Source organism: Porticoccus sp. GXU_MW_L64, from assembly GCF_052983295.1.
This window is the reverse complement of sequence record NZ_JBRKJK010000011.1, coordinates 19,758-41,145: the sequence shown is the minus strand read 5'-3', so window position 1 is coordinate 41,145 and position 21,388 is coordinate 19,758. Positions and strand designations below refer to the sequence as shown.

16 protein-coding genes are annotated in these 21,388 nt (G+C 55.9%); 12 read left to right on the top strand and 4 right to left on the bottom strand.

What is annotated here, in order from left to right:
* Positions 1 to 29 precede the first annotated feature (29 nt).
* Positions 30 to 2,174, bottom strand: coding sequence for a M3 family metallopeptidase (locus tag ACVBEJ_RS10275; protein ID WP_447129539.1), 2,145 nt, complete (start codon positions 2,172 to 2,174; stop codon positions 30 to 32).
* 372 nt (positions 2,175 to 2,546) lie between these two features.
* Positions 2,547 to 2,786 (bottom strand): hypothetical protein, encoded by a 240-nt coding sequence (locus ACVBEJ_RS10270; protein WP_447129538.1) that lies wholly within the window; start codon positions 2,784 to 2,786, stop codon positions 2,547 to 2,549.
* A 257-nt stretch (positions 2,787 to 3,043) separates the two neighbouring features.
* Here ACVBEJ_RS10270 and ACVBEJ_RS10265 point away from each other — a divergent pair, with 257 nt between their 5' ends.
* The 3 genes from ACVBEJ_RS10265 to ACVBEJ_RS10255 all read left to right on the top strand — a co-directional run bounded on the left by ACVBEJ_RS10265 (position 3,044) and on the right by ACVBEJ_RS10255 (position 7,065).
* Positions 3,044 to 4,813 (top strand): sodium:solute symporter family protein, encoded by a 1,770-nt coding sequence (locus ACVBEJ_RS10265; protein ID WP_447129537.1) that lies wholly within the window; start codon positions 3,044 to 3,046, stop codon positions 4,811 to 4,813.
* A 7-nt stretch (positions 4,814 to 4,820) separates the two neighbouring features.
* Positions 4,821 to 5,816, top strand: coding sequence for a Gfo/Idh/MocA family protein (locus tag ACVBEJ_RS10260; RefSeq protein WP_447129536.1), 996 nt, complete (start codon positions 4,821 to 4,823; stop codon positions 5,814 to 5,816).
* Positions 5,817 to 6,027: 211 nt separating this feature from the next.
* Positions 6,028 to 7,065: a Gfo/Idh/MocA family protein gene (locus ACVBEJ_RS10255; protein WP_447129535.1), complete on the top strand. Its 1,038-nt coding sequence runs from the start codon at positions 6,028 to 6,030 to the stop codon at positions 7,063 to 7,065.
* A gap of 198 nt (positions 7,066 to 7,263) precedes the next feature.
* Here ACVBEJ_RS10255 and ACVBEJ_RS10250 read toward each other — a convergent pair whose 3' ends face one another.
* Positions 7,264 to 8,475 carry a CaiB/BaiF CoA transferase family protein gene (locus tag ACVBEJ_RS10250; protein WP_447129534.1) on the bottom strand — a complete coding sequence of 404 codons (1,212 nt, stop codon included), beginning with the start codon at positions 8,473 to 8,475 and terminating at the stop codon, positions 7,264 to 7,266.
* Positions 8,476 to 8,936: 461 nt separating this feature from the next.
* Here ACVBEJ_RS10250 and ACVBEJ_RS10245 point away from each other — a divergent pair, with 461 nt between their 5' ends.
* Together ACVBEJ_RS10245 and ACVBEJ_RS10240 are read left to right on the top strand one after the other, a co-directional pair.
* A complete protein-coding gene (locus ACVBEJ_RS10245) occupies positions 8,937 to 11,684 on the top strand; it encodes an aminotransferase class I/II-fold pyridoxal phosphate-dependent enzyme (protein WP_447129533.1) in 2,748 nt (915 codons plus the stop codon).
* Positions 11,685 to 12,159: 475 nt separating this feature from the next.
* Complete coding sequence (locus ACVBEJ_RS10240; protein WP_447129532.1) at positions 12,160 to 13,602, top strand: hypothetical protein; 1,443 nt, start codon at positions 12,160 to 12,162, stop codon at positions 13,600 to 13,602.
* A 60-nt stretch (positions 13,603 to 13,662) separates the two neighbouring features.
* Here ACVBEJ_RS10240 and ACVBEJ_RS10235 read toward each other — a convergent pair whose 3' ends face one another.
* Complete coding sequence (locus ACVBEJ_RS10235; RefSeq protein ID WP_447129531.1) at positions 13,663 to 14,700, bottom strand: C45 family autoproteolytic acyltransferase/hydolase; 1,038 nt, start codon at positions 14,698 to 14,700, stop codon at positions 13,663 to 13,665.
* A 315-nt stretch (positions 14,701 to 15,015) separates the two neighbouring features.
* Here ACVBEJ_RS10235 and ACVBEJ_RS10230 point away from each other — a divergent pair, with 315 nt between their 5' ends.
* The 7 genes from ACVBEJ_RS10230 (at position 15,016) to fliQ (ending at position 21,216) form a co-directional block, all read left to right on the top strand.
* Complete coding sequence (locus ACVBEJ_RS10230; protein WP_447129530.1) at positions 15,016 to 16,263, top strand: flagellar hook-length control protein FliK; 1,248 nt, start codon at positions 15,016 to 15,018, stop codon at positions 16,261 to 16,263.
* Positions 16,264 to 16,386: 123 nt separating this feature from the next.
* Complete coding sequence (gene ggt, locus ACVBEJ_RS10225; protein WP_447129529.1) at positions 16,387 to 18,150, top strand: gamma-glutamyltransferase; 1,764 nt, start codon at positions 16,387 to 16,389, stop codon at positions 18,148 to 18,150.
* 297 nt (positions 18,151 to 18,447) lie between these two features.
* Complete coding sequence (locus tag ACVBEJ_RS10220; RefSeq protein WP_447129528.1) at positions 18,448 to 18,999, top strand: flagellar basal body-associated FliL family protein; 552 nt, start codon at positions 18,448 to 18,450, stop codon at positions 18,997 to 18,999.
* Between the two features lie 19 nt (positions 19,000 to 19,018).
* Positions 19,019 to 19,459 carry a flagellar motor switch protein FliN gene (fliN, locus tag ACVBEJ_RS10215; protein WP_447129527.1) on the top strand — a complete coding sequence of 147 codons (441 nt, stop codon included), beginning with the start codon at positions 19,019 to 19,021 and terminating at the stop codon, positions 19,457 to 19,459.
* 281 nt (positions 19,460 to 19,740) lie between these two features.
* A complete protein-coding gene (gene fliO / locus ACVBEJ_RS10210; protein WP_447129526.1) occupies positions 19,741 to 20,055 on the top strand; it encodes a flagellar biosynthetic protein FliO in 315 nt (104 codons plus the stop codon).
* A 23-nt stretch (positions 20,056 to 20,078) separates the two neighbouring features.
* Complete coding sequence (fliP, locus tag ACVBEJ_RS10205; protein ID WP_447129639.1) at positions 20,079 to 20,804, top strand: flagellar type III secretion system pore protein FliP; 726 nt, start codon at positions 20,079 to 20,081, stop codon at positions 20,802 to 20,804.
* Between the two features lie 142 nt (positions 20,805 to 20,946).
* Positions 20,947 to 21,216, top strand: coding sequence for a flagellar biosynthesis protein FliQ (gene fliQ / locus ACVBEJ_RS10200; protein WP_447129525.1), 270 nt, complete (start codon positions 20,947 to 20,949; stop codon positions 21,214 to 21,216).
* Positions 21,217 to 21,388: the final 172 nt, after the last annotated feature.

Genomic DNA, 21,388 nt, shown 5'->3' with positions numbered 1-21,388 from the left:
TTTATAAAGGACAGGCTTCCTCGCAATGACTATTTCTCACTAAACCCACGACTTTTTAACAGCGGGCCAATAACCGGATCACGGCCCCGGAAGCGGCGGTAGAGTTCGCTGGGGTCTTCGGTGCCGCCGGTGGAGTACACATGTTTCAGCAAGCGCTGGGCGGTTTCTTGATCGAAAACAGCGGTTTCTTTAAAGGCTTCAAAACCGTCACTGTCCAGCACCTCCGACCAGATGTAGGAGTAATAACCTGCAGAGTAGCCGCCGGCAAAAATATGGGCGAAGTAGGTGCTGCGATAGCGGGAGATAATTTCCGGAATCAAACCGTATTTTTCCAATACCTCGGTTTCAAAAGCGCGGGTGTCTGTCACTTCGCTGTCAATACTGTGCCACGCCATATCCAGCAGCGATGCGGCCAGGTATTCGGTGGTTTTAAACCCCTGGTTGAAGGTGTTGGCTTTTTTCATTTTGGCAATCAGCTCGTCGGGAATTGCTTCCCCGGTCTTGTAGTGACGTGCGTATTGCTTCATGACTTCCGGGTGAGCGGCCCAGTGTTCATACAGTTGGGCGGGGAATTCCACATAGTCCCGTGGCGTGGAGGTGCCTGCCAGACTGGGATAATGAGCTTTCGACAGTAAGCCGTGCAGGGCGTGGCCGAATTCGTGGAAGATGGTGGTTACGTCGTTAAAAGACAGCAGCGCCGGGTCGTCGCCAATGGGTGGGGTGTAATTGCCCACGTTCATAACCAGTGGTGTGACAAAGTTATTGTCCATGTTTGATTGGGTGCGGAAGCTGGTCATCCAGGCGCCGCCGCGCTTGCTGGCGCGAGGAAAAAAGTCGCTGTAGAAAATGCCCAGGTGGTTGCCGTTTTTGTCTTTGACTTCGTAGGTGCGCACGTCTTGCTGGTATTTGGATATACCGTCAATGGGTGTTACCTCTACCCCCCATAATTGATTGGCAACATGGAATGCTCCATTCACTACGTTGTCCAGTTGCAGGTAGGGTTTGATTTCTGCCGAGTCCAGGTTGTATTTTTCTTTGCGCAGTTTCTCTGCGTAGTACCACCAGTCCCAGGACGCCAGTTTAAAGTGGCCGTCTTCGGCGTCGATCACCGCTTGCATTTCCTCGCGCTCGCGCTTGGCTGTGGCCAGTGCCGGTTTCCACAGTTGGTTTAACAGGCCGTAAACGCCATCGGCGTTTTTGGCCATGTTTTCTTCCAGCACAAAATCGGCGTGGTTGGCGTAACCCAGCAGGTTGGCTTTTTGCAGGCGCAGGTTGGCAATGCGGGCGACAATCTCGTTGCTGTCGTTGGCATTACCCTGGTCGCCACGGGTAATGTAACCGGTGTAGAGTTTTTCCCGCAGGTTGCGGTTTTCCGCGTAGCTCAGGAAGGGAATCATGCTGGGTTTGTCCAGTGTGAACACCCATTTGCCTTCCATGCCACGGGCAGTGGCGGTTTGTGCAGCGGCTTGAATAACACTGCTGGGCAGGCCGGCCAGGTCGTCGCTGTTGTCGATGACCAGTTGGAAGGCGTTACTTTCAGCCAGCAGGTTTTCGCGGAATTGCAGCGTCAACAGAGACAGCTCTTTGTTGATGGTGCGCATTTGTTCTTTTTGTTCACCCACCAGGTTGGCGCCACTGCGCAAAAAGCCTTTGTAGCGTTTGTCCAGCAGGCGGCGCTGTTCGACGCTAAGCTCCAGCTCATCCTTCTGTTCGTACACCGCCTTCACGCGGGCGAACAGGTCGGCGTTCAGGTTGATGTTGTCGGAGTGGCTGCTGGTTTTCGGTGCAAGTTCTTTCGACAGCGTTTGAATGTCAGGGTTGGTGTGCGCCGAGGCCAGGGCGTAAAACACCCGGCTGACGTTGGTGAGTGATTGGCCCGAACGTTCCAGCGCTACAATGGTGTTGTCGAATGTTGGCGCTTGCGGATTGTCGATAATGGCCTGCACTTCAGCGCTGTGGTCCGCCATGGCCTTTTCAAATGCAGGCAGGTAATGCTCGTGTTTGATGCGGTCAAAGTCCGGGGTTTCGAAGGGGGTGCCCCAGTCGCTAAAGAAAGGGTTGCTTGCTGTAGTTGCGTCGGGAGATGCCACTGGCTCTACGGTGGCTTGTTGGTCATCGCAAGCGACCAGACCGATGGCCAGCGCTATTACGGCCAAGGTACGTAATTTTGTCATGTAACCTCTCCGGTTGTTCATTTGTTGCTTTTTTGCTTTAAGTTCGGGTTATTTTCCCTGATCCTGGCTGCAAATGAAACCGTTTGGTTGCGGGTGCTCAGGGGCGCCTTGTCTAAATCAATACTACTTCGGCGAATTTCGTGTCCTTGGTAAAATTGTTGTAGGGTGGATACGCTTTCAGCTAATCCACCCTAAGTCTGCTATCACCGAAGCCGTCATTGCGAGGAAGCGAAGCGACCGCGGCAATCTCATGATGTACGCTGCCAATCTGCTGGAGATCGCCGCGCTGCGCTCGCGATGACGTGAACTGGTGGATTACGCCGCTTCACGGCTAATCCACCCTACGGAGGGAAGCTATTAATCAAGCGCTATTTATTGATAGCCAATGGCTTTTGATATATCCAGGGCCGCCTGCTGCAAGTAAGGCTTGATGTTATCCAGCTTTTGTTCTCTGGAGATATGGCGGTCAAGCAGTATGGACATCATCAGTACGCCGGCGGTATTTTTCTGGTGGTCAAAAATGGGGTAGCCGATGTCCAGAACCCCAAGCAGTACCGGGCTGTCCATGCATTCGTACCCCTGTTCGCTTACCCGGTTTAAAATCTTTCTCAAGTTTATTGATGGCCAGCTAGTATCGACACCTGCAACAAACACCCACAGTAGTGAAAGAATTCCTCAAAGCGTTATTTGGACTTCTACAGGTCTGGCAGCAGGCTCTCATACTATAAGAGTAGTTAAGAAAAGTGGTACCTATTTGACGGTTGACGGCTTTGCTTATAAATAAGCTATTTTCTTCATAATATAACTGAAGGGCAGGGTTGACCCTGTCCTTGATTAATTGAATGCCAATAACATTGGATAAAGTTTAGATGACGTTGATTGACTGGGTAATCGTGGCCGCCTATGTAGTCACAGCCGTTGCCATCGGTTTGTACTTTACCGAAAAAGCCAAAAGCAGTGCCGATGATTTTTTTGTGGCCGGGCGTTCGTTGCCCTGGTTTATTGTCGGCACCTCCATGGTGGCGACCACATTCTCCACAGACACGCCGCTGTTTGTCGCCGGCGCGGTTCGCGACCAGGGTATCTACGCCAACTGGATTTGGTGGTCTTCCGCTATCGGGGCACTGGTTTCGGTGTTCTTTTTTATGCACCTGTGGCGTCGCAGCCGGGCCATTACCGAAATCGAGTTTGTGGTGCAGCGCTACGACAATACCCCGGCCATGCATGGCCTGCGCATATTCAAAGCGCTGTTCGACGGCTTGTTTATCAACTGCATTTTGATGGCCTCGGTCACCCTGGCCATGTCGAAAATTATTGTGGTGATTCTGGGGCTCTCCTCTGACCCGCTGTTTCACCTGCCGTTGATTGGCGGCGTTACGCCAACCCTGCTGATACTGGCTATCCTGGGCCTCTGCGCGGTGGTGTATACCGCCATGTCCGGTTTGTACGGGGTGGTGTATACGGACCTGGTGCAATTTGGCCTGGCCATGATTGGTGCCATCGCCCTGGCGGTGATTGTGTATGTGGATTTGTCCGCCAGCGGCGGGGTGATGGCGAACCTGCAAAAGTCCCCCCACTTTACCCCGGAAACCCTGAATATGTTCCCGGAGTTTGGCTGGAACCTGGATACCGCCACCTTTCTGATTCTGGTTGCCATCGGCTGGTGGTATGTGGCACCGGGCGCGGGCTTTTATATTCAGCGCACCCTGGCGGCCCGCTCCGAGCGGGATGCCATGTTGGGTATGTACTGGTTCGCCATTTGCCACTATGTGCTTCGCAGCTGGCCCTGGATTGTGGTGGGGGTGGCGTCGCTGGTGTACTTCCCGGGGCTGGTGGATGCAGAGCGATCCTACCCGGAAATGATTCACGAATTTCTGCCGGTTGGCTTAAAGGGTGTGATGGTGGCGTCCCTGCTGGCAGCCTTTATGAGCACTCTGGATACCCACATCAACTGGGGCACGTCCTACGTGATCAACGATATTTATCAGCCCTACGTAAAACCCGGCCGCTCCGCTGACCATTACATCAAGGCGGCGCGAATCTGCATGGTGTTGATTACCTTTGTCTCGCTGATCATTGCCACACAAATTACCAATTTGCTGACTGTGGTGAAGTACTACAGCGTAATTTTTGCCGGTGTGTCCTTTGTGCTGATTATTCGCTGGTACTGGTGGCGCATCAATGTGTGGTCGGAAATTGCCGCCTTTGTGTCCGCCGCGGTTGTGGGCAATGTTCTGCTGTTTACCTTGCCGGATACCGAAACCGAACAATGGTTTGGGGTGCGCATGCTGCTGAACCTGCTGATTACCGCAGCCATTGTGTTGTTGGTGACCTGGCTGACACGCAGCGACAAACCCTCAGAGCAGACAGTGGCTTTTTACAAGAGCCTGCGTGTTCCCGGGCGTGGCTGGAAGCGGGTTCAGCAGGCATCCGGGCTTGCGCCGCTGGCCGCCAACCTGAAAGTGAATTTGATTGCCTGCCTTGCCAGCATCGTCATGTTGTACAGTTTGTTGCTGGGCATTGGCCACGCGCTGTTCAGCCAGTGGTTTGAAGTGGCGGTTTATGGGGTTGTTGGCATTGCTGCCTTGCTGGTGGTAAAAAGAAAAATGCCGGAGGTGATTGGCCAATTGCAGGAGTGATACCCCATTGATAAACGCGTTGATTGTGGGCATGGGCCGTATGGGGCAACTGCATGCCCAGGCTTTTGCGTCGCTGGATAATTGCCAAGTGGTTGGCCTGTGCAGCCCCCGCATAGAGCAAAAAAACACTCACACTCATTTCCCCGGTATTCCGCGCTTTACCGACTTTACTCAAGCGCTGGCAATCAGCAAACCCGATCTGGTATGCATTGCCACTCCCACTCGTTTTCACGCCCAATATGCCCTGCAGTCACTGGAGGCGGGCGCTCATGTGTTTGTTGAAAAACCAGTGGCGGATAATCTGCAAGACGCGCAACAGGTGTTTGACCGCGCCGACCGCTTGCAGCGCAAAGTGCTGGTGGGCCATATACTGCGCTTTCATCCGTTGTGGCAACAATTTGTCAACAAAGCCAAAAAGCTCGGCTCCCCGGTTGTGATGCGGTTTAGCCTCAATCAGCAGAGCGACGGCGAACTGTGGTCCATTCAGCAGAAGTTGTTGCAGGATACCACCGCGCTGGTAGACGGCGGCGTTCACTATGTGGATGTGATGCAACAAATTGTGCTTTCGGATGTTGTTGAAACTCGCAGTTGCCATGTGCCACTGGCGGCGACAATATTGCCCAACTACAGCCATATCCAGATTTGTTTTGCCGATGGTTCACTGGGTTTGTTTGAAGCCGGATGGGGGCCAATGATTGGTGGTCAAGATGCCAACGCCGCAGAGGTTACCGGGCCTTTGGGCAGCGTCAGTTTACGGAGTAATGAGTCTGGCGAGTATCTGCTCTGCCACAGTGCTGCACTGGATAATGCAGGGAATTTCAGCCAGCCCGACCCTGTCGAAGTGCGCGCACAATGCCCGGATATACACGAGTTGTGTCGCCGACAACTGCAATATCTTGTGGACTGTATTCAGCGGGATTCGGACATGCAGGTGCATTATCAGGATGTTTTGTCCGGACTGCGGATTGTCAGTGAATATCACTGCAGCCCAATAAATAATTAACGAACGGGCACTGTGGCCGTAGGCACCATGGTACTCATGTACAAGCGCTTGGTGCTGGACCTGAATCTGGCGTAACTTGCTGTGACACGCTGCAAGTACATCCATGTAAGCTCGGAGCCAGCATCCCTGCTGGCTACGGTCACAGCAAGTTACGCCAGATTCACGTTTTCAAGTTTTGCGGGGCAGCAATGAGAGAAGATCAGACAGGTATATGGCTACCAACCCAATAAAAACCCCCGTGCGCTGGGGCATTGCCGGTTTGGGTAAAATTGCCCGGCGTTTTGCGGCGGACTTGACCACCCATGTGAGCAATGGCGTATTGCAGGGGGTGGCTTCCCGCAATGGGGAAAAGGCCCGCAGTTTTTCCGAAGAGTTTGCCTGCCCCCTGGCGTTTGGCAGTTACGAAGAACTGGCTGTCTGCGATCACATTGACGCGGTGTATGTGGCCACCATCCACCCTTTTCATCGGCCTTTGGTTGAGCTTTTTTTGCAAAATCGCAAGCATGTTCTGGTGGAAAAGCCGGCCTTTACCTCGCTGGCAGACTGGGATGCCATGGCCGAGCTTGCCCGGCGTCAGCAGTGTTTGCTGGTGGAGGCCATGAAGGTTATGACTTTTCCTGCCTACAGGGAGCTGGTGTCTTTTTTGCGTATGGTGCCAAAAGTGGCAGCCACAGAGCCGGTGGCCGTTGAAAATATAACCGCCGCCTTTGGCAACTATCACCAGTTTGACCCGGCCTTGTCGGTGTTTGACAAATCCCTGAGCGGCGGTGCGTCCTGGGATGTGGGGGTTTATCCGTTGTGGCTGTACGCGGATATTTGTCGTCACCTCGGTATTGCACCTGGCGAGCCGCAGGCGCAACTGTCAGAGCACACACCGGGCAGCGGTGTGGATGAGCGTTGTTGCTATCGCTTTGGCCATAAGGGTGGCATGGGGGCGAATTTGTCCGCTTCGCTGGTGGATGACTTTGACCGCGATGCGGTAATCACCGGCCCGCAGCTGGATATTCTCATGCACGGAAAATGGTGGAACCCCCATCGCATCGATATCGCCTTTCAAGGGCGGGATTTCAGTATTGAAAAGCCGGTGGTGGGCGGCGGCATGCAGTACGAGGCGATGCATTTTGGCGAGCTGTTATTGCAGGGTCGGCTGTCTTCCCCCTGGCTGCCTGCCGACCAGACCCGGCGGGTACTGGGTTGGGTGGAAGGGGCCTTGTGCAAGGGGGGCTTTCAGCATTTGGTGTCCGGTTGATAGCGCAGGGCAATCAAACTTAAAAATCGTCATCGCGAGCGCAGCGTGGCGATCCAGTGACTCTGTTTTTATATCCGTGCATTAAAGACACTGGATTGCTACGCTGCGCTCGCAATGACAGCCGGGGTGGTTAAACCGGCCAGCAGTACGCCTGCGCGGGTAGGATGGTAGATGGGTTGTTCGGGCGCTGGTAATACCCTAAATAATCTCCTGCTCCTTCAGTTCCGCCAGCTCAGATTCTGACAGTCCCAACAACTCCGCAAAGATTTCCCGGTTGTGGCTGCCCACCTCCGGCCCCGCCCATTGGGTGTTGCCTGGGGTTTTGGCCAGCCGTGGCAGGATGGCGGGAATATCCAGCGGTTTGCCGTTGATCTCTACCCGTTCAAACAGGCCGCGATCCTGAAAATGGCGGTCGTTGAACATGTCTTCCACATTGTAGATGGGGCCGGCAGGTACCCGGGATTGCTCCAGCAGGTCGAGAATATGCTGGCTGCTGTGGGCACTGCACCAGTTGGCCAGCGCTGCGTCGATTTCACCTTCGTGTTGCACCCGGCCAGCGTTGTTGGCCATGCGCGGGTCGCTGGCCATGTGCGGGTAGCCTGCCACCGTCATCAGGCGCTGGAAGATGGAGTCGCCGTTGCCGCCAATCACCACAAATTTGCCATCGTTACAGCGGTAGGTGTTGGTGGGCACAATACCGGTGACGGTGGTGCCGGAGGGTTCGCGAATCTCCCCGGCGCCGGAGTATTCGGGAATCACCGCTTCCAGCAGGTTAAACATGGATTCGTACAGGGCCACGTCCACCACCTGGCCGCTGCCGTCGTTGCGCTGGCGTTCGATAATGGCCAGTAATACACCCATGGCGGCGTGCATGCCGGAAATGGTGTCGCCAATGGACAGGTTGGCGCGCACCGGTGCCTCGCCGGGGTGTCCATTCACATAGCGAAAGCCACTGATGGCTTCGCACACCGAGGCAAAGCCGGGTTTGTGGGAGTAGGGGCCAGTTTGTCCGTAGCCGGAGATGCGGGTGTACACCAGGCCCGGGTTAGACCCGTGAAATACTTCCGGCCCCAGGCCCCACTTTTCCATGGTGCCGGGGCGAAAATTTTCAATTACCACATCGGCGCCGTCGATCAGTTGGCGGGTCAGTTCCCGGCCTTTTTCAGACTTCAAATCCAGGGTGATGCACTTTTTGTTGCGCCCCAGGCTGCGCCACCAGTAGGACGTGGTGACGCCATTGTCGTCGGTTTCGGTTTGCCGCCAGCCGCGAATGGGGTCGCCTCCGCCGGGGGGCTCAACCTTGATCACTTCGGCGCCAAAATAAGCCAGCATCAGGCCGGTAAAAGGGCCTGCCAGCAGTTGGCCCAGTTCGATAACGCGAATACCTTCAAGGGGGCGATGGTTGGACACCGGTGGCTCCTGTGGATGATTGTCGGCGCGCATTATACAGGGTAACCATGTAGCCCGGGTGGAGCGCAGCGAAACCCGGGAATGTACTTGCTTGAAACTTGCTACAGGTGACTTTGAGAACGTACAGCTACCCCTATGGGGTGGAATAAGTACATCTGTCATAGAAAGCAGCTATAAGGCCGCAGTTTTTAGCATTGTACGGTCACCGTATATTCAGTATGCTCAGTGACCCGCCGGTTTTGCTGGCGGGAGCCATAAGAACGATATTTGGCAGCTGCCGAGGGGGTTTGATTTGCCAGTCAATACAGTTGCAAAGGTTTGCCAATAATGCCCCGTGGGTTGCGTTTTGCCCACGTACCCTGCGCCCCTGTCCGGGAGTGCCGCGGCACCAAGCGGCACTCAAAAATACCCTTTAGCTATTTTGCCATCTGCTTGTTCAGCAAGCGGATTTGGATATCCCCATGCCAGTAACAAAGAGCTTGAGAACCTATACAACCCTGGGTTTTTACCACAAATTTTCCCAGCTGCGCAGCGACTCCTGGAGCCGCCTGAAGGAACAGCTGAGGCGGCTGCTGGACGAGCGCGCCAACGACACTGAAAAACGCGTGGCCCGCCGTGGGGTTATCGCTCTGATGCGATTGCTGGAGCGCATTGAAGATTACACCGCGTTCCCGTCGAAAAAAGATTTTGACTACCTGCAGACGCTCTACAACGCCAGGGATTTTCGCAAGCTCAACCAGGTGGTGAAGCGCATCGACGCGGCGCTTACCTCTGACGCGTACCGTACTCGCGAGATCGACCTGGAAGGCCTAACGGATAAAAACAACCCGCGCGACGACTGGCAGGGGCGCCCCCACCACCACAAGGGGTATTTTGAAGTGTTGGTGGTGGATGATTTTGTGTCCTCTGCCCATGAGGAGCAGGTGCGCGCCGAGCACCTGGCACTGCGCGACGACAGTGACGATTTTATCTACGACGTTGTCACCGTGCGCAGTTTTGAAGATGCGCTGATTGCGGTGATGATCAACCCCAATATCCAGACCTGTATTATCCGCTACGGCTATTCCCTGCGCTCTGCCCACAACTACGACATTTTCCAGCACTATCTGCTGGATGCGGACGAGGCGGAACTGCGGCGCATGTCCGACACTGAACTGGGCACCAAACTGGCGGAGAACATCAATCGCCTGCGTCCGGAAATCGACCTCTATATGGTGGCGGGCAGTGCCTCGGAAGAAGTGGCCGGCAAATCCAGTTTGTTCCGCCGCATGTTCTATCGCGAGCCCGGCCATGTGGAGCAGCACTCCAGTGTGTTGCGCGCTATCCGGCAACGCTACGAAACCCCGTTCTTTTCGGCGCTGATGACCTACGCCCGCAAGCCCACAGGGGTGTTTCATGCGCTGCCCATTTCCCGCGGCCAATCCATGCGCAAATCTCACTGGATGGATGACTTTTCCAGCTTTTACGGCGCCAATATCTTTCTGGCGGAGACGTCCGCTACCAGTGGTGGCCTGGACTCCCTGCTGCAACCCAAAGGGCCGATGAAAGAGGCGCAGAACATGGCGGCCCGGGCCTACGGCGCCCGGGAAACGTATTTCGTTACCAACGGCACCTCTACCGCCAACAAAATTGTGGTGCAGGGCCTGGTGCGCCCCGGCGATGTGGTGCTGGTGGATCGCGATTGCCACAAATCCCACCACTACGCCATGGTGATGATGGGCACCCAGGTGTCTTACCTGGATTCCTACCCGCTCAATGAATACTCCATGTACGGCGCGGTGCCGCTGCGTACCATCAAGGAGCGTTTATTGCAGTACAAGCGCGCCGGTCGCCTGGATGAAGTGAAAATGCTCATCCTCACCAACTGCACTTTCGACGGTGTGGTGTACAACGTGCAGCGGGTGATGGAGGAATGCCTGGCCATCAAGCCGGATTTGATCTTCCTGTGGGATGAAGCCTGGTTTGGCTTTGCCCGCTTTAACCCGTCTTACCGGGATCGCACCGGCATGTATTCTGCGGATAAACTGCGCAATAAATATCGCAGCGACGAATACCGCGAACAGTACCAGGCACAGCAGGCAGAACTGCAAGCCTGCGATCCCGACGACGATGCCACCTGGCTGGACCGGCACTTGCTGCCCGACCCGGACAAAGTGCGGGTGCGGGTGTACGCCACCCAGTCCACCCACAAAACCCTGACCTCATTGCGTCAGGGTTCCATGATTCATATTTACGACCAGGATTTCCGCCTGCGGGCCAAGTCGTCTTTTGACGAAGCCTACATGACCCACACTTCCACCTCGCCCAACTATCAAATTCTGGCGTCTCTGGATGCCGGCCGCCGCCAGGTGGAGCTGGAGGGCTATGAGCTGGTTCATCAGCAAGTGGAAACGGCGATGACCCTGCGGGAGCAAATCGACAGCAATCCGCTGCTGGCGCGCAACTTCAAAGTGTTGGCAAACCGCGACATGGTGTCGCCTGAATATCGCCTGTCCGGGGTGGAGAACTATTACGACCCGGAAACCGGCTGGAGCCGCATGGAAGACGCCTGGGCAAACGACGAGTTTGTTATCGACCCCACGCGGGTGACACTGATGATCGGCAAAACCGGCGTCGATGGCGACACCTTCAAAAACAAATACCTGATGGATAAATACAATATCCAGATCAATAAAACCTCGCGCAATACTGTGCTGTTTATGACCAATATTGGTACCGAGCGCAGCTCGGTAACCCACCTGATTGAAGTATTGGTAAAAATTGCCAAAGAGATTGAGCAGGACCAGGAAGAATTTTCCGGTGCGGAGCAACGGGTGCATGAAAGAAAAGTGCAGGCACTCACCAGTAATCCGCCGCCACTGCCAGACTTCAGCTACTTCCACAAGGCGTTCCGCCCGCAGGGGGACGATGGCACCCCGGACGGCCTGATTCGCGTACCGTACTTCCTCAGCTACGACGAAGACAATTGCGAATACTTCCGTTACGACAACGGCGAAATACAGCGGGAAATGGCCGGCGGCCGCGAGTTGGTATCCGCCGGTTTTGTGACCCCGTATCCCCCCGGCTTCCCCATACTGGTGCCGGGGCAGGTGGTGAGCAGTGAAATCATCGACTTCCTGCTGGCATTGGATGTGACGGAAATTCACGGCTACCGGCCGGAACTGGGATTGAAAGTGTTCTCCCAGGATGTAATAGACAGTCATTCGTAACTGCTTGTCATCCTGATCGCAGCGGTGGATCTCTTTGCTTGGTTAAGAGTACGAGATCCTTCGCTGCGCTCAGGATGACAGGAATAAAAGCGTTATTGTGAGGGGGTTCTAGGCTCGCAATGACGGTTAATTTACCTTCTGAATTATTCGATTTTAAGGACAGAGGTGGGCAGCGTTTTACTGGACCGTATGCGACAGGGATGTCGCATCCGAGCGTACAGGGAAGTATTTACAGTGTGTCCAGTAAAACGCTGCCCATCTCTGGTCGCCACCCAAAGCGGCTGCAGATCGACTGACAGTACGGCAGATATGAATGGAGATTGCCGCGGCCTTCGGCCTCGCAATGACAGCAGTAACAGGTTAAGAGGCAAATCCGATGACCCAGGGAAACCGAACAAACGTTTGGACCCGATCCAGATGGCGCATAACAAGAGCCATGAAACAACTACAAAATGAAAACAGCAGGAGTGGTAAAGTGAAAAAGTTACGTTCCCTTTCTGATATCTATCAGTTTTTTCTGGACCTCGAAGAGCCGATCTACTTCGTCTCGGGCACGCCGTTCAATATTCTTGGCCTCGGCCAGCAGGTGCCCTCGCTGCGTTATATCAGTTACTTCGATTGCTTTGATGGCCACCACTATCGGGTATTTTCCCCCAACAGCAACGACAACCCGGAATTCACCTGCATGGAAGACGTGGTGAACTACCTGTTGCAAAACAAAGATGTGGAAGGCTTTGTGGACCGCACCGGCAACGGCCTGATGCTGACGGTGATGTTCGACGAAGAAACCGAAAAACTGGCCAAAGAACTGGGCTTGAAAATTGCCCTGCCACCGGCCAGCCTGCGCACTCACATCGACTCCAAAATTGTTACCACCCGCCTGGGTGACGAAGCCAACGTACCCAGCGTGCCCAATACCATGGGTACCGCCGATAGCTATGCTGAACTGAATGCCCTGTCAGAAGGTGCCGGTATTGGTACCGACCTGGTGGTACAAACCCCCTACGGCGACTCCGGGCGCACCACCTTCTTTATTAAAAGTGAGGAGGATTGGGACAAGTACAGCGAGAACATCATCGGTGAACAGCTCAAGGTGATGAAGCGCATCGACAACATCTCCGGCACCGTGGAAGGGGTGGCCACCCGCAACGGTACTTTGGTGGGGCCGATCATGATGGAAGTGGTGGGCCACAGCAAACTCACCCCCTACAAAGGCGGCTGGAGCGGTAACGAAAACGACCCCAATTTCTTTGAGCAAGAGCGCCGCGACGAAATTATCGGCATGGTGCAGCGGCTCGGTGATCGCCTCTACAAAGAAGGCTACCGCGGCACCTTCTGCATGGACTTCCTGATCGATACCGCCACCGGCGAGGCCTACCTGGGCGAGATCAACCCGCGCATTTCCGGCGCATCCCCCATGACCAACCTGGTAACCCAGAAGTACGGCGGCGTACCCATGCTGTTCTTCCACCTGCTGGAATACCTGGACGTGGACTGGGAGCTGGATTTGGCCGCCATTCAGTCCCGCTGGATGGACTACGGTTGCTGGAGCACCCTGGTGATCAAAAATACCGACGACAAAGTGGAAATCATTACCCAGGCGCCCTCCAGCGGCATTTACCGCTACGACGAAGGCGACATCACCTTCCTGCGCCGCTCCTGGGACTGGAGTAACGTGTCCAGCTACAAACAGGGCTTCTACCTGCGGGTGCTGGGCGCCGGGGAGTACGTGTACAAAGGCGCCGACCTGGGCATCCTGCTACTGCGCGGCCGCGCCCAGAACGACGACGGCAGCCTCACCAGCCGCGTCAAGGGCTGGATCGCCGCCATCCGCGACCAGTACCAGACCACCCCGCCGGCGGGAGAAGCGAATATCCCGGAGCCCAAGCAGAAGGGTTTGTTGTATAAAATAAACTGATTTGTTGAAACCAAAACGCCCCGCTTTGCAGCGGGGCGTTTTTGATTGTGGTGCCGGGGGTTAAACCTGATCCTCAACATTCACCCGCCGTTCCGTCGGCGTTACCTGTATCCGCATATCCTGAAAATGCGCAAACGATTGCTCCATCTGCTGATTGGGCCACAGCAGGGAGACGCTGCCTTTTAAGGGCTCGTAGCAGGCGGTATAGATCGTCCCCCAGCCTTTGGCGTCTTTGTTGCTGCGATACAGCGGCGGGCTCAAGAACAGTTGTTTGAGGTGGTCCAGGGACTGATGTTGGTCGTTAACCCGGCTTTGCAGAAAGCGATCCCGTATCCGGCTGTCGGAAAGAATATCCAGCGCAGTTTCCATGCGGCCGCCGGGCTGGTGGTTGGTGGTGGTGGGCATTTGAGTGACTTCTGCCCTTTGATCGGGGCCGATAAACACGGTGCGCTGGTCGCCGCTGGCGTCCATCAGAACGATGTTGTAAGCCATCGCCACAGGCACCCGCTGCAGCACCGCACAGGCCTCGCTGACAGTGCGACAAAATTCCAGTATGTAGCGCAGCACCAGGGTAACGGCAAAGCCATCCCCCACTTTCAATTTGCCGCCAAAACTCAACGATGCGGTCAGCCCGTGTTCGTTGATGCCATCCAGCACCCCCCACAGACAGTCGGTCATGGCGATCACTCGGGTGCCGTTCCAGTTGCTGTGCAGCAGCATGGCGTCCCACAGTTGCAGGGGAAAATCGTAATTGCGCACCAACGCACTGCCCTGGGGCCGTTGCCAGGCGGCCTGGGAGCAGCCGGCCACAAACGCCGGTGTGTTGTACAGCGACAAAAACTGCGGCAACAGATGGGCGTCGTTGAGCAGGTGCGGGGTCAGGCGGTTGATCAGATGGTCGTAGCTGGGTATCAGCTCTGGCATATGAGCGCTCAGCTGGGCGCGGCAGGTTTCCGCCGTGGGGCGCTCGCGGTTGTCGATGCCGCTGGTGTACCACTGGGCACAGGCGGGCCACAGGGGGGCAATCGCCGCAGGCAGATTGACACCGTTGACGTCATCGGTGATGGCGGAAAAAACAAAGTCTGTATCGAAACCCATGGGGCCACTCGTAGCGGGCGGCCCGCCACTCTATCCAGATGGCTGTTTTATTGCAATTCTCTTTGAGGGGTAGCCCGTTGATAGATAGCCGTAGGGTGGATTAGCTGAAAGCGTAATCCACCAAATGATGGCCAAGTTTCGGGCTTGGCTGCCTATATTGCCTCTGTTTGGTGGATTACGCCGCTTTGCGGCTAATCCACCCTGCAAAATGCGCAGGAGGTTGCTGGAAAAGTATGGGTTTAAGAGAGCTGGCCCAGGTTTTGCAGGCTAACCAGAGAACACAGGATAACTGTTTGATGACTGCGGAGTGATTGTATGAACACACCCCAAATTACCGCTGTGCCCGCTGTGGGCAAAGCCGTGAACGGCGGCGCACCACCGGTTTCTGAAAGTCTGTCGCCAGAAGATGGCGAATCGTTTGCCCGGCATTTGCAACAGCTGGATCAAAGCCGCCCTCAAACGCCGCAACAGTTGCCGAAACAGGCACAACCAGAAGCTGGCCCGGAAGCCCCTGTAGCACAGGGTTTGCGGGATGTTGCGCAATTGCGCGCTGAGCCATTGCCAGAGCTCGCCCAGCCGTTGACTGTGGAATTGGCGGAGGTTGGCGAAGCAGGCGCTGTGGACGCTGATCAACAGGCTGTCTTGCAGCAGCTGGCGGAGCGCCTGCAGGCGGGAGAGGAAGTGGCGGTGTCCAGCACTCAGCCGCAGATTGCCGCAGACGCTTTGCCGGTGGCAGAGGTTGGCACTGGGCAACAGGCAGTACTGGCCAACACCCGCCTGCCATTAGCGGGCAGCAACTTGCCGCAAGGCGGCGAGCCTTTGCCGCCCGTTGCGTCTGACGTGGCTCGCCAGGCGGTGACAAAACCGCTGCCTCAGGCAGCAGAGCCGGGTTTGGCCAGGGCCACATCCGTCAGCCAACAGGAATTGCCCGTGAAAGCGGGGCAGGAGTTGGCTATCAACGGGCCGCAAGCGGAAAAAGCACTGGCGGATGTCGGGCGCTTTTCTGCGATTCTGGGGGCAGCCGCTGAACACAGCGGGCAGCCGGCAGCGGGCAACAGTGCGCCACTGACGGTATCTCTGGCATCGTCGGCCACGCCGCTGACCGGTTCCGGCGAAACTGGCGCCCAGAGGCCGGTGATCTCCCTCAATACGCCCCTGGGTGAACCCGGCTGGACGCAGGAGATAGGCAGCCGTTTGCAAGTGCTGGTTGAGCGCGGCAATCAGCGTGCCGAAATTCGCCTTAACCCGCCGGAGCTGGGCTCAGTGGAAGTCAAGGTGATCAATGACGGCGAGCGCACCAGTGTGACCTTCTTTGCCCAGAACGCCACTACCCGTGAAGCTCTGGAAGCAGCCCTGCCTCGGCTGCGGGATATGTTCGGCGACAGCGGTTTACAGCTGGCGGATGCCAATGTGTCCCAGCAGCAGACCATGGCGGGTGAGCATGGCCATAACAACGAAGGGAATAGTGATGGCTTTTCCGGTGTTGATACAATGGCCGACCCGGAATCCGGTGGGCAGGTGGCGGTAAGGGCGATTAATGGCCTGGTAGATACGTACATATAACTGCTATTTGTCATCTTGAGCGCAGCGAAAGATCTCATGGCTTCAACATTCGAGATTCTTCGCTGCGCTCAGAATGACAGGCTCCCCTTCTGTGATTCTCAAGTAAAACATAATGGAGGGTCTATGCAGTTTTCAGTTATCCAGTCGTTGTTATTGTCATTGACCGTTGCGTTGCCGGTATCTGCGGGCACCTCGGTGCCTGCCAGTGATGTTGCCCACGGCCCCTACAATATGGGCAACGTGGGCATTGTTCGCTACGAAGATGTGTTTCACCCGGTGGTGGGGCGCAAGGGTATGGTGTCCAGTCAGAACGCCGAGGCAACTCAGGTGGGCCTGGATATACTCAAGGCTGGCGGCAATGCCATCGACGCCTCAGTAGCGGTGGGTTTTGCCCTGGCGGTTACCTTGCCGCGGGCGGGTAATCTGGGTGGCGGCGGCTTTATGGTACTGCACTCCACCGAAAAGGGTGGATCCGCTGCCCTGGATTATCGGGAAATGGCCCCCAGCGGCGTTACCGCCAAGCACTTTCTTCATGCCGATGGCAGCAAAGACACCGAATCTTCCAAATACTGGCACGCCATGGGGGTGCCCGGCACCGTAGCCGGTATGCACGCCGCCTGGCAGCGCTACGGCAGTGGCAAACTGACCTGGCAGCAATTGCTGGCTCCCGCCATTGAGCTGGCGGAAAAGGGCTTCCCGGTGAACCACGATCTGGCGCAGATTTTGTCGTTAAAGCGCCACTGGCTGCAAAAAAATGCCGCTACCGCAAGGGCCTATTACAAAAAAGGTGGCGAGCCTTACCAGCCCGGCGACATTCTGGTGCAAAAGGATTTGGCCTGGTCCCTCAAGCAAATTGCCAAACAGGGCCCGGACGCGTTTTACAAAGGCGCTATCGCCAAAAAAATTGTTGCCGATATGGAGCGCCACGGCGGTCATATCGATATGCAGGATTTGGCCGCCTATGAGGTGAAATGGCGTAAGCCGGTAACCGGCAGTTATCGCGGTTACGACATCGTTTCCATGCCGCCGCCCAGTTCTGGCGGTGTCGCCATTGTGGAAGCGCTCAATATTATGGAGAACTTCCCCCTGTCTGACTGGGGCATCTCTGCCCAATCCATTCATGTGATGGTGGAGGCCATGAAGCGTACCTTTGCCGATCGCGGCCTGCACATGGCCGACCCGGATTTTTACGATGTGCCGGTGGCCTGGCTGACCAATAAAGCCCGTGCCAACAAGTTAGCCACAGGGATAGATATGAATCGGGCCACGCCGTCTTCCCAACTGAAAGGCGACACACTGCCTGCGGAAAGCCCGGACACCACCCACTATTCCATTGTCGATAACCAGGGCAATGCGGTGTCCAACACCTACACGCTGGCCAACTCCTACGGCACCGGCCACACCATTGCCGGCACCGGCATCTTGATGAACAACCAGATTTCCACCTTTTCCGTGCGCGCCGGTATTCCCGGTGCTGAAGGGTTTTCCGCCAGCCACGCCAACCGTTTGCAAACCCACAAACGCCCGGTAAGCTCGCAATCGCCCACTCTGGTACTGAAAGATGGCAAGCCGTTTATGATGGTGGGCAGTCCCGGTGGTAGCCGTATTATCAACGCCGTGCTGCAAATGATCGTCAATGTGATTGACCACGATATGAACATCGCCGAGGCCACTTTCCAGCGCCGGGTACACCACCAGTGGCTTCCCGACAAGCTGGAAGTGGAGCCGGGCTTTAACCGCGACACCATGCAGTTGCTGCTGGACAGGGGCCACAACGTGGAAATGACCCGCACCATGGGCAGCACCCAGTCCATTATGGTGAAGGACGGTTACTTTCTGGGGGCGTCTGATTCCCGCCGCCCCCATGCGTTGACGTTGGGGTTGTAGGCCGCTTCTGGCTACAGAATGACAACCCCGCTCGATCTGCTCGCAGCCTCTCCAAAACAGGACTCAATTCCCAGATTCATCTCCAACTCCGCGCTAACGTAGCCCTGCCGACTTTCTGTCGGCAGGGCTTTTTTACAGCAACCACAGCCCGTCAAAACTTCGACAGTCCGTCTATTTGATTTTCTAGTAGATTGAAATAAAAGAAGAATTTTCTCTGGCATAACAATTGCTGGGCAGATAAACGGATAAACGATCAACGGTGATAACGCAAAAAGGCATTTTTTAAGGAGCACTTAAATGGCAGATGCAAACCCCGACCTGGACCTGGGGGAAGCCCCCGCAGATGGGCAGGAAAAAGGCGGCGGCGGAAACTTGAAGCTGATCATTATTGTGGCGGTTGTGGCCCTGGCACTGGGCGCGGGTGCCGCCTGGTTTATGGTGCCCAAATCCGAACCCGTCGCAGAGGGTGAAGACGTAGCCACTGAACAATCAGTGGAACAGGAGGCCGCGGAAGAACAGCCCGCCGAAGCGTTGCCGGAGCCCATCTATTACGACCTGGGCCAGGAGTTTATCTCCAACCTGCAAGACTACGGTTTTGTGCGCATGAAAGCCTCGGTGATGTCCTTCGACCAGGCGCAAATAGACAAGGTAAGCCACAACAAGGCGGCCATTCTGCACGAGGTGTTGTCACTGCTGCGCGGCTCCAGTTTTGAGCAGCTTTCCACCACTGATGGGCAGGAAGCGCTGCGGGTGGCCATCAAGGGCAAGGTGCAGGAAATTATCCGCGCCGGTGAGGGCGGTGGCGTTGAAGAAGTGTATTTGACCGACTTTATTCTGCAAAAAAACTGATCTGATCATTGGGGACCCCATGAACGATAAAGTGGACGGCAATCCAGATGTACTGGCCCAGGAGGGCGGTGACAACAAGCCAGCCTCCAAGCCTGCTGCCCCTGCCGATGCCAACCCGCCGCCAGCGGGTGAAGCTCAGGCCTATCAACCGGAAGATGTTTCCACGCTGTCGTCAGAACCTTCTGGGGCAGCGGGGGGGGACGTCAATCTGGCGGCGATTCTCGATATTCCCGTTAAGGTCACGGTGGAAATTGGTCGCACTCAGGTGCCGGTCAGCGACCTGATGCAGTACAACCCCGGCTCTGTGGTGGAGCTGGATCGCCTGGTGGGTGAACCGCTGGATGTGCTGATTAATGGCACTCTGGTAGCCCGTGGTGAAGTGGTTGTGGTCAACGACAAATTCGGTGTGCGGCTCACCGATGTGGTGTCTCCCGCCAGCCGCTTTCAGTCGATGCAGTGATTGTGGTTTGTTCCATCTGTCCTAACCGTCATTGCGAGGAGGCTTTCTTTGAAAGAAAGGCGGCGAGGCAATTTGCTGATTTCGGAGTGCCCGACAGAAGATTGCCGCAGTCGCTTCGCTCCTTCGCAATGACAGTTATTCTTTTGTTTTTGGTTGCTGTTCAAGTCCAGGCGGATGATAGTGTTGTTGAAACCGCTGTCAACGCTCAATCGGAAGTCATCCAAGCCGAACGCCCACGCTCGTTAGCCGGCAATAACAAGTCCTCCGATGGTAGCTATGTCATGCAACTGATCCTCAGCTTGCTGGTGGTATTGGCGGCGTTTGCGGCGCTGGCCTGGCTGGTAAAGCGCTTTAATCGCCTGCCCGGTGGCAGCGCCAACCATATGCAGGTGTTGGGGGCCATGAGCCTGGGTGCCCGAGAGCGAGCGGTGTTGGTGCAAGTGGGCGAAACGCAAATGCTGCTGGGGGTTTCCACCGGGCGGGTGGCAACGCTCCATGTGTTTGATGCGCCAGTGGTGGAAGTGGAGCAGGCCAGGGCGTCCGGTGTGAACTTTGGCACCCTTCTCAGTCATTTGGGCAAAGGCGGCCAGTCGTGAAGGCCGGGTTGCTTGGTCGCACTCTGCTGGCTTTGGCACTGTTCGCCCTGTCGTTATTTGCCAGCGCCGAACAGGGCCTTGAGCTGCTGACCATAAAACCGGACGGCGAGGGCGGCGAAACCTACAGCACGCCCATTCAGATTCTGCTGATTATGACGGTGCTCAGCCTGTTGCCCACAGCGCTGATTACCATGACCTCCTTTACCCGCATTATTGTGGTGCTGTCCATACTGCGTCAGGCGCTGGGTACCACCACCACGCCATCCAACCAAATCCTGGTGGGGCTGGCACTGTTTACCAGCATATTTATTATGTCGCCGGTGTTCGAACGCGCCTACGACGCCGGGCTAAAACCTTACATGGAAGACCAGATGCCGTTCACCGAAGCGGTGCAGGCGGCCAGTGTGCCGCTGCGGGATTTTATGCTGAACCAGACGCGGGAAAGCGACCTGTCCATGTTTGCGGAAATGGCGGGTATTGACGACCTGGAAAAACCGGAGGATGCACCGTTCAGTGTGCTGCTGCCCGCCTTTGTGATCAGTGAATTAAAAACGGCATTTCAAATCGGCTTTATGATTTTTATCCCGTTTTTGGTGATCGACCTTGTGGTGGCCAGTGTGTTGATGTCCATGGGCATGATGATGCTGTCGCCCATTCTGATCTCCCTGCCGTTCAAAATTATGCTGTTTGTGCTGGTGGATGGCTGGTCGCTGATTATTGGCACACTGGCATCGAGTTTTTATACATGACTTTCAAATTTCCCGTCATTGCTCGTTTATTCGTCATTGCGAGGCGCCGCAGGCAACGAAGCAATCTCGTTGACGAGGCAGTAAGTGTCATGAGATTGCTTCGCTGCACTCGCAATGACGTGCTCTTGTGGAGGTGTTGTCAGTGACCCCCGAATCCGTAATGGACCTGGCCCGCAGCGCCCTTTACCTGACGGTGATGATCTCGGCACCGCTACTGCTTTCAGCCCTGGGCATCGGCCTGCTGATCGGTATTCTCCAGGCCGCCACCCAGATTCAGGAAATGACCCTGAGCTTTATTCCCAAACTCATCGCCCTGGCCGTAGCTCTGGCTATCGCCGGCCCCTGGATGCTGGAAATCTGGGTGTCGTTTACGGAAAACCTGTTTATGGATATACCGGAGTTGATCGGGTGAGGCCGCACGTCGCACGTCGCACGTCACACGCTAAAACCAAGCACGCTGTAGCTTGTGCCCAGCCAAATTCCGATTTTTCAGATAACTGCCTTTCCAAAAAAAGTACTCGCCTCCTTGCAGAATGGGCCCTTGGCGTGCGACGTCAGACGTGCGACGTGCGACCAGCGTTTTG

What these genes read in the sequence shown, in the direction of transcription:
- ACVBEJ_RS10275 (WP_447129539.1), bottom strand. Translation starts at nt 2,174, where the DNA reads ATGACAAAATTACGTACCTTGGCCGTAATAGCGCTGGCCATCGGTCTG.
- ACVBEJ_RS10265 (WP_447129537.1), top strand. Translation starts at nt 3,044, where the DNA reads ATGACGTTGATTGACTGGGTAATCGTGGCCGCCTATGTAGTCACAGCC.
- ACVBEJ_RS10255 (WP_447129535.1), top strand. Translation starts at nt 6,028, where the DNA reads ATGGCTACCAACCCAATAAAAACCCCCGTGCGCTGGGGCATTGCCGGT.
- ACVBEJ_RS10245 (WP_447129533.1), top strand. Translation starts at nt 8,937, where the DNA reads ATGCCAGTAACAAAGAGCTTGAGAACCTATACAACCCTGGGTTTTTAC.
- ACVBEJ_RS10235 (WP_447129531.1), bottom strand. Translation starts at nt 14,700, where the DNA reads ATGGGTTTCGATACAGACTTTGTTTTTTCCGCCATCACCGATGACGTC.
- ACVBEJ_RS10230 (WP_447129530.1), top strand. Translation starts at nt 15,016, where the DNA reads ATGAACACACCCCAAATTACCGCTGTGCCCGCTGTGGGCAAAGCCGTG.
- ggt (WP_447129529.1), top strand. Translation starts at nt 16,387, where the DNA reads ATGCAGTTTTCAGTTATCCAGTCGTTGTTATTGTCATTGACCGTTGCG.
- ACVBEJ_RS10220 (WP_447129528.1), top strand. Translation starts at nt 18,448, where the DNA reads ATGGCAGATGCAAACCCCGACCTGGACCTGGGGGAAGCCCCCGCAGAT.
- fliN (WP_447129527.1), top strand. Translation starts at nt 19,019, where the DNA reads ATGAACGATAAAGTGGACGGCAATCCAGATGTACTGGCCCAGGAGGGC.
- fliO (WP_447129526.1), top strand. Translation starts at nt 19,741, where the DNA reads ATGCAACTGATCCTCAGCTTGCTGGTGGTATTGGCGGCGTTTGCGGCG.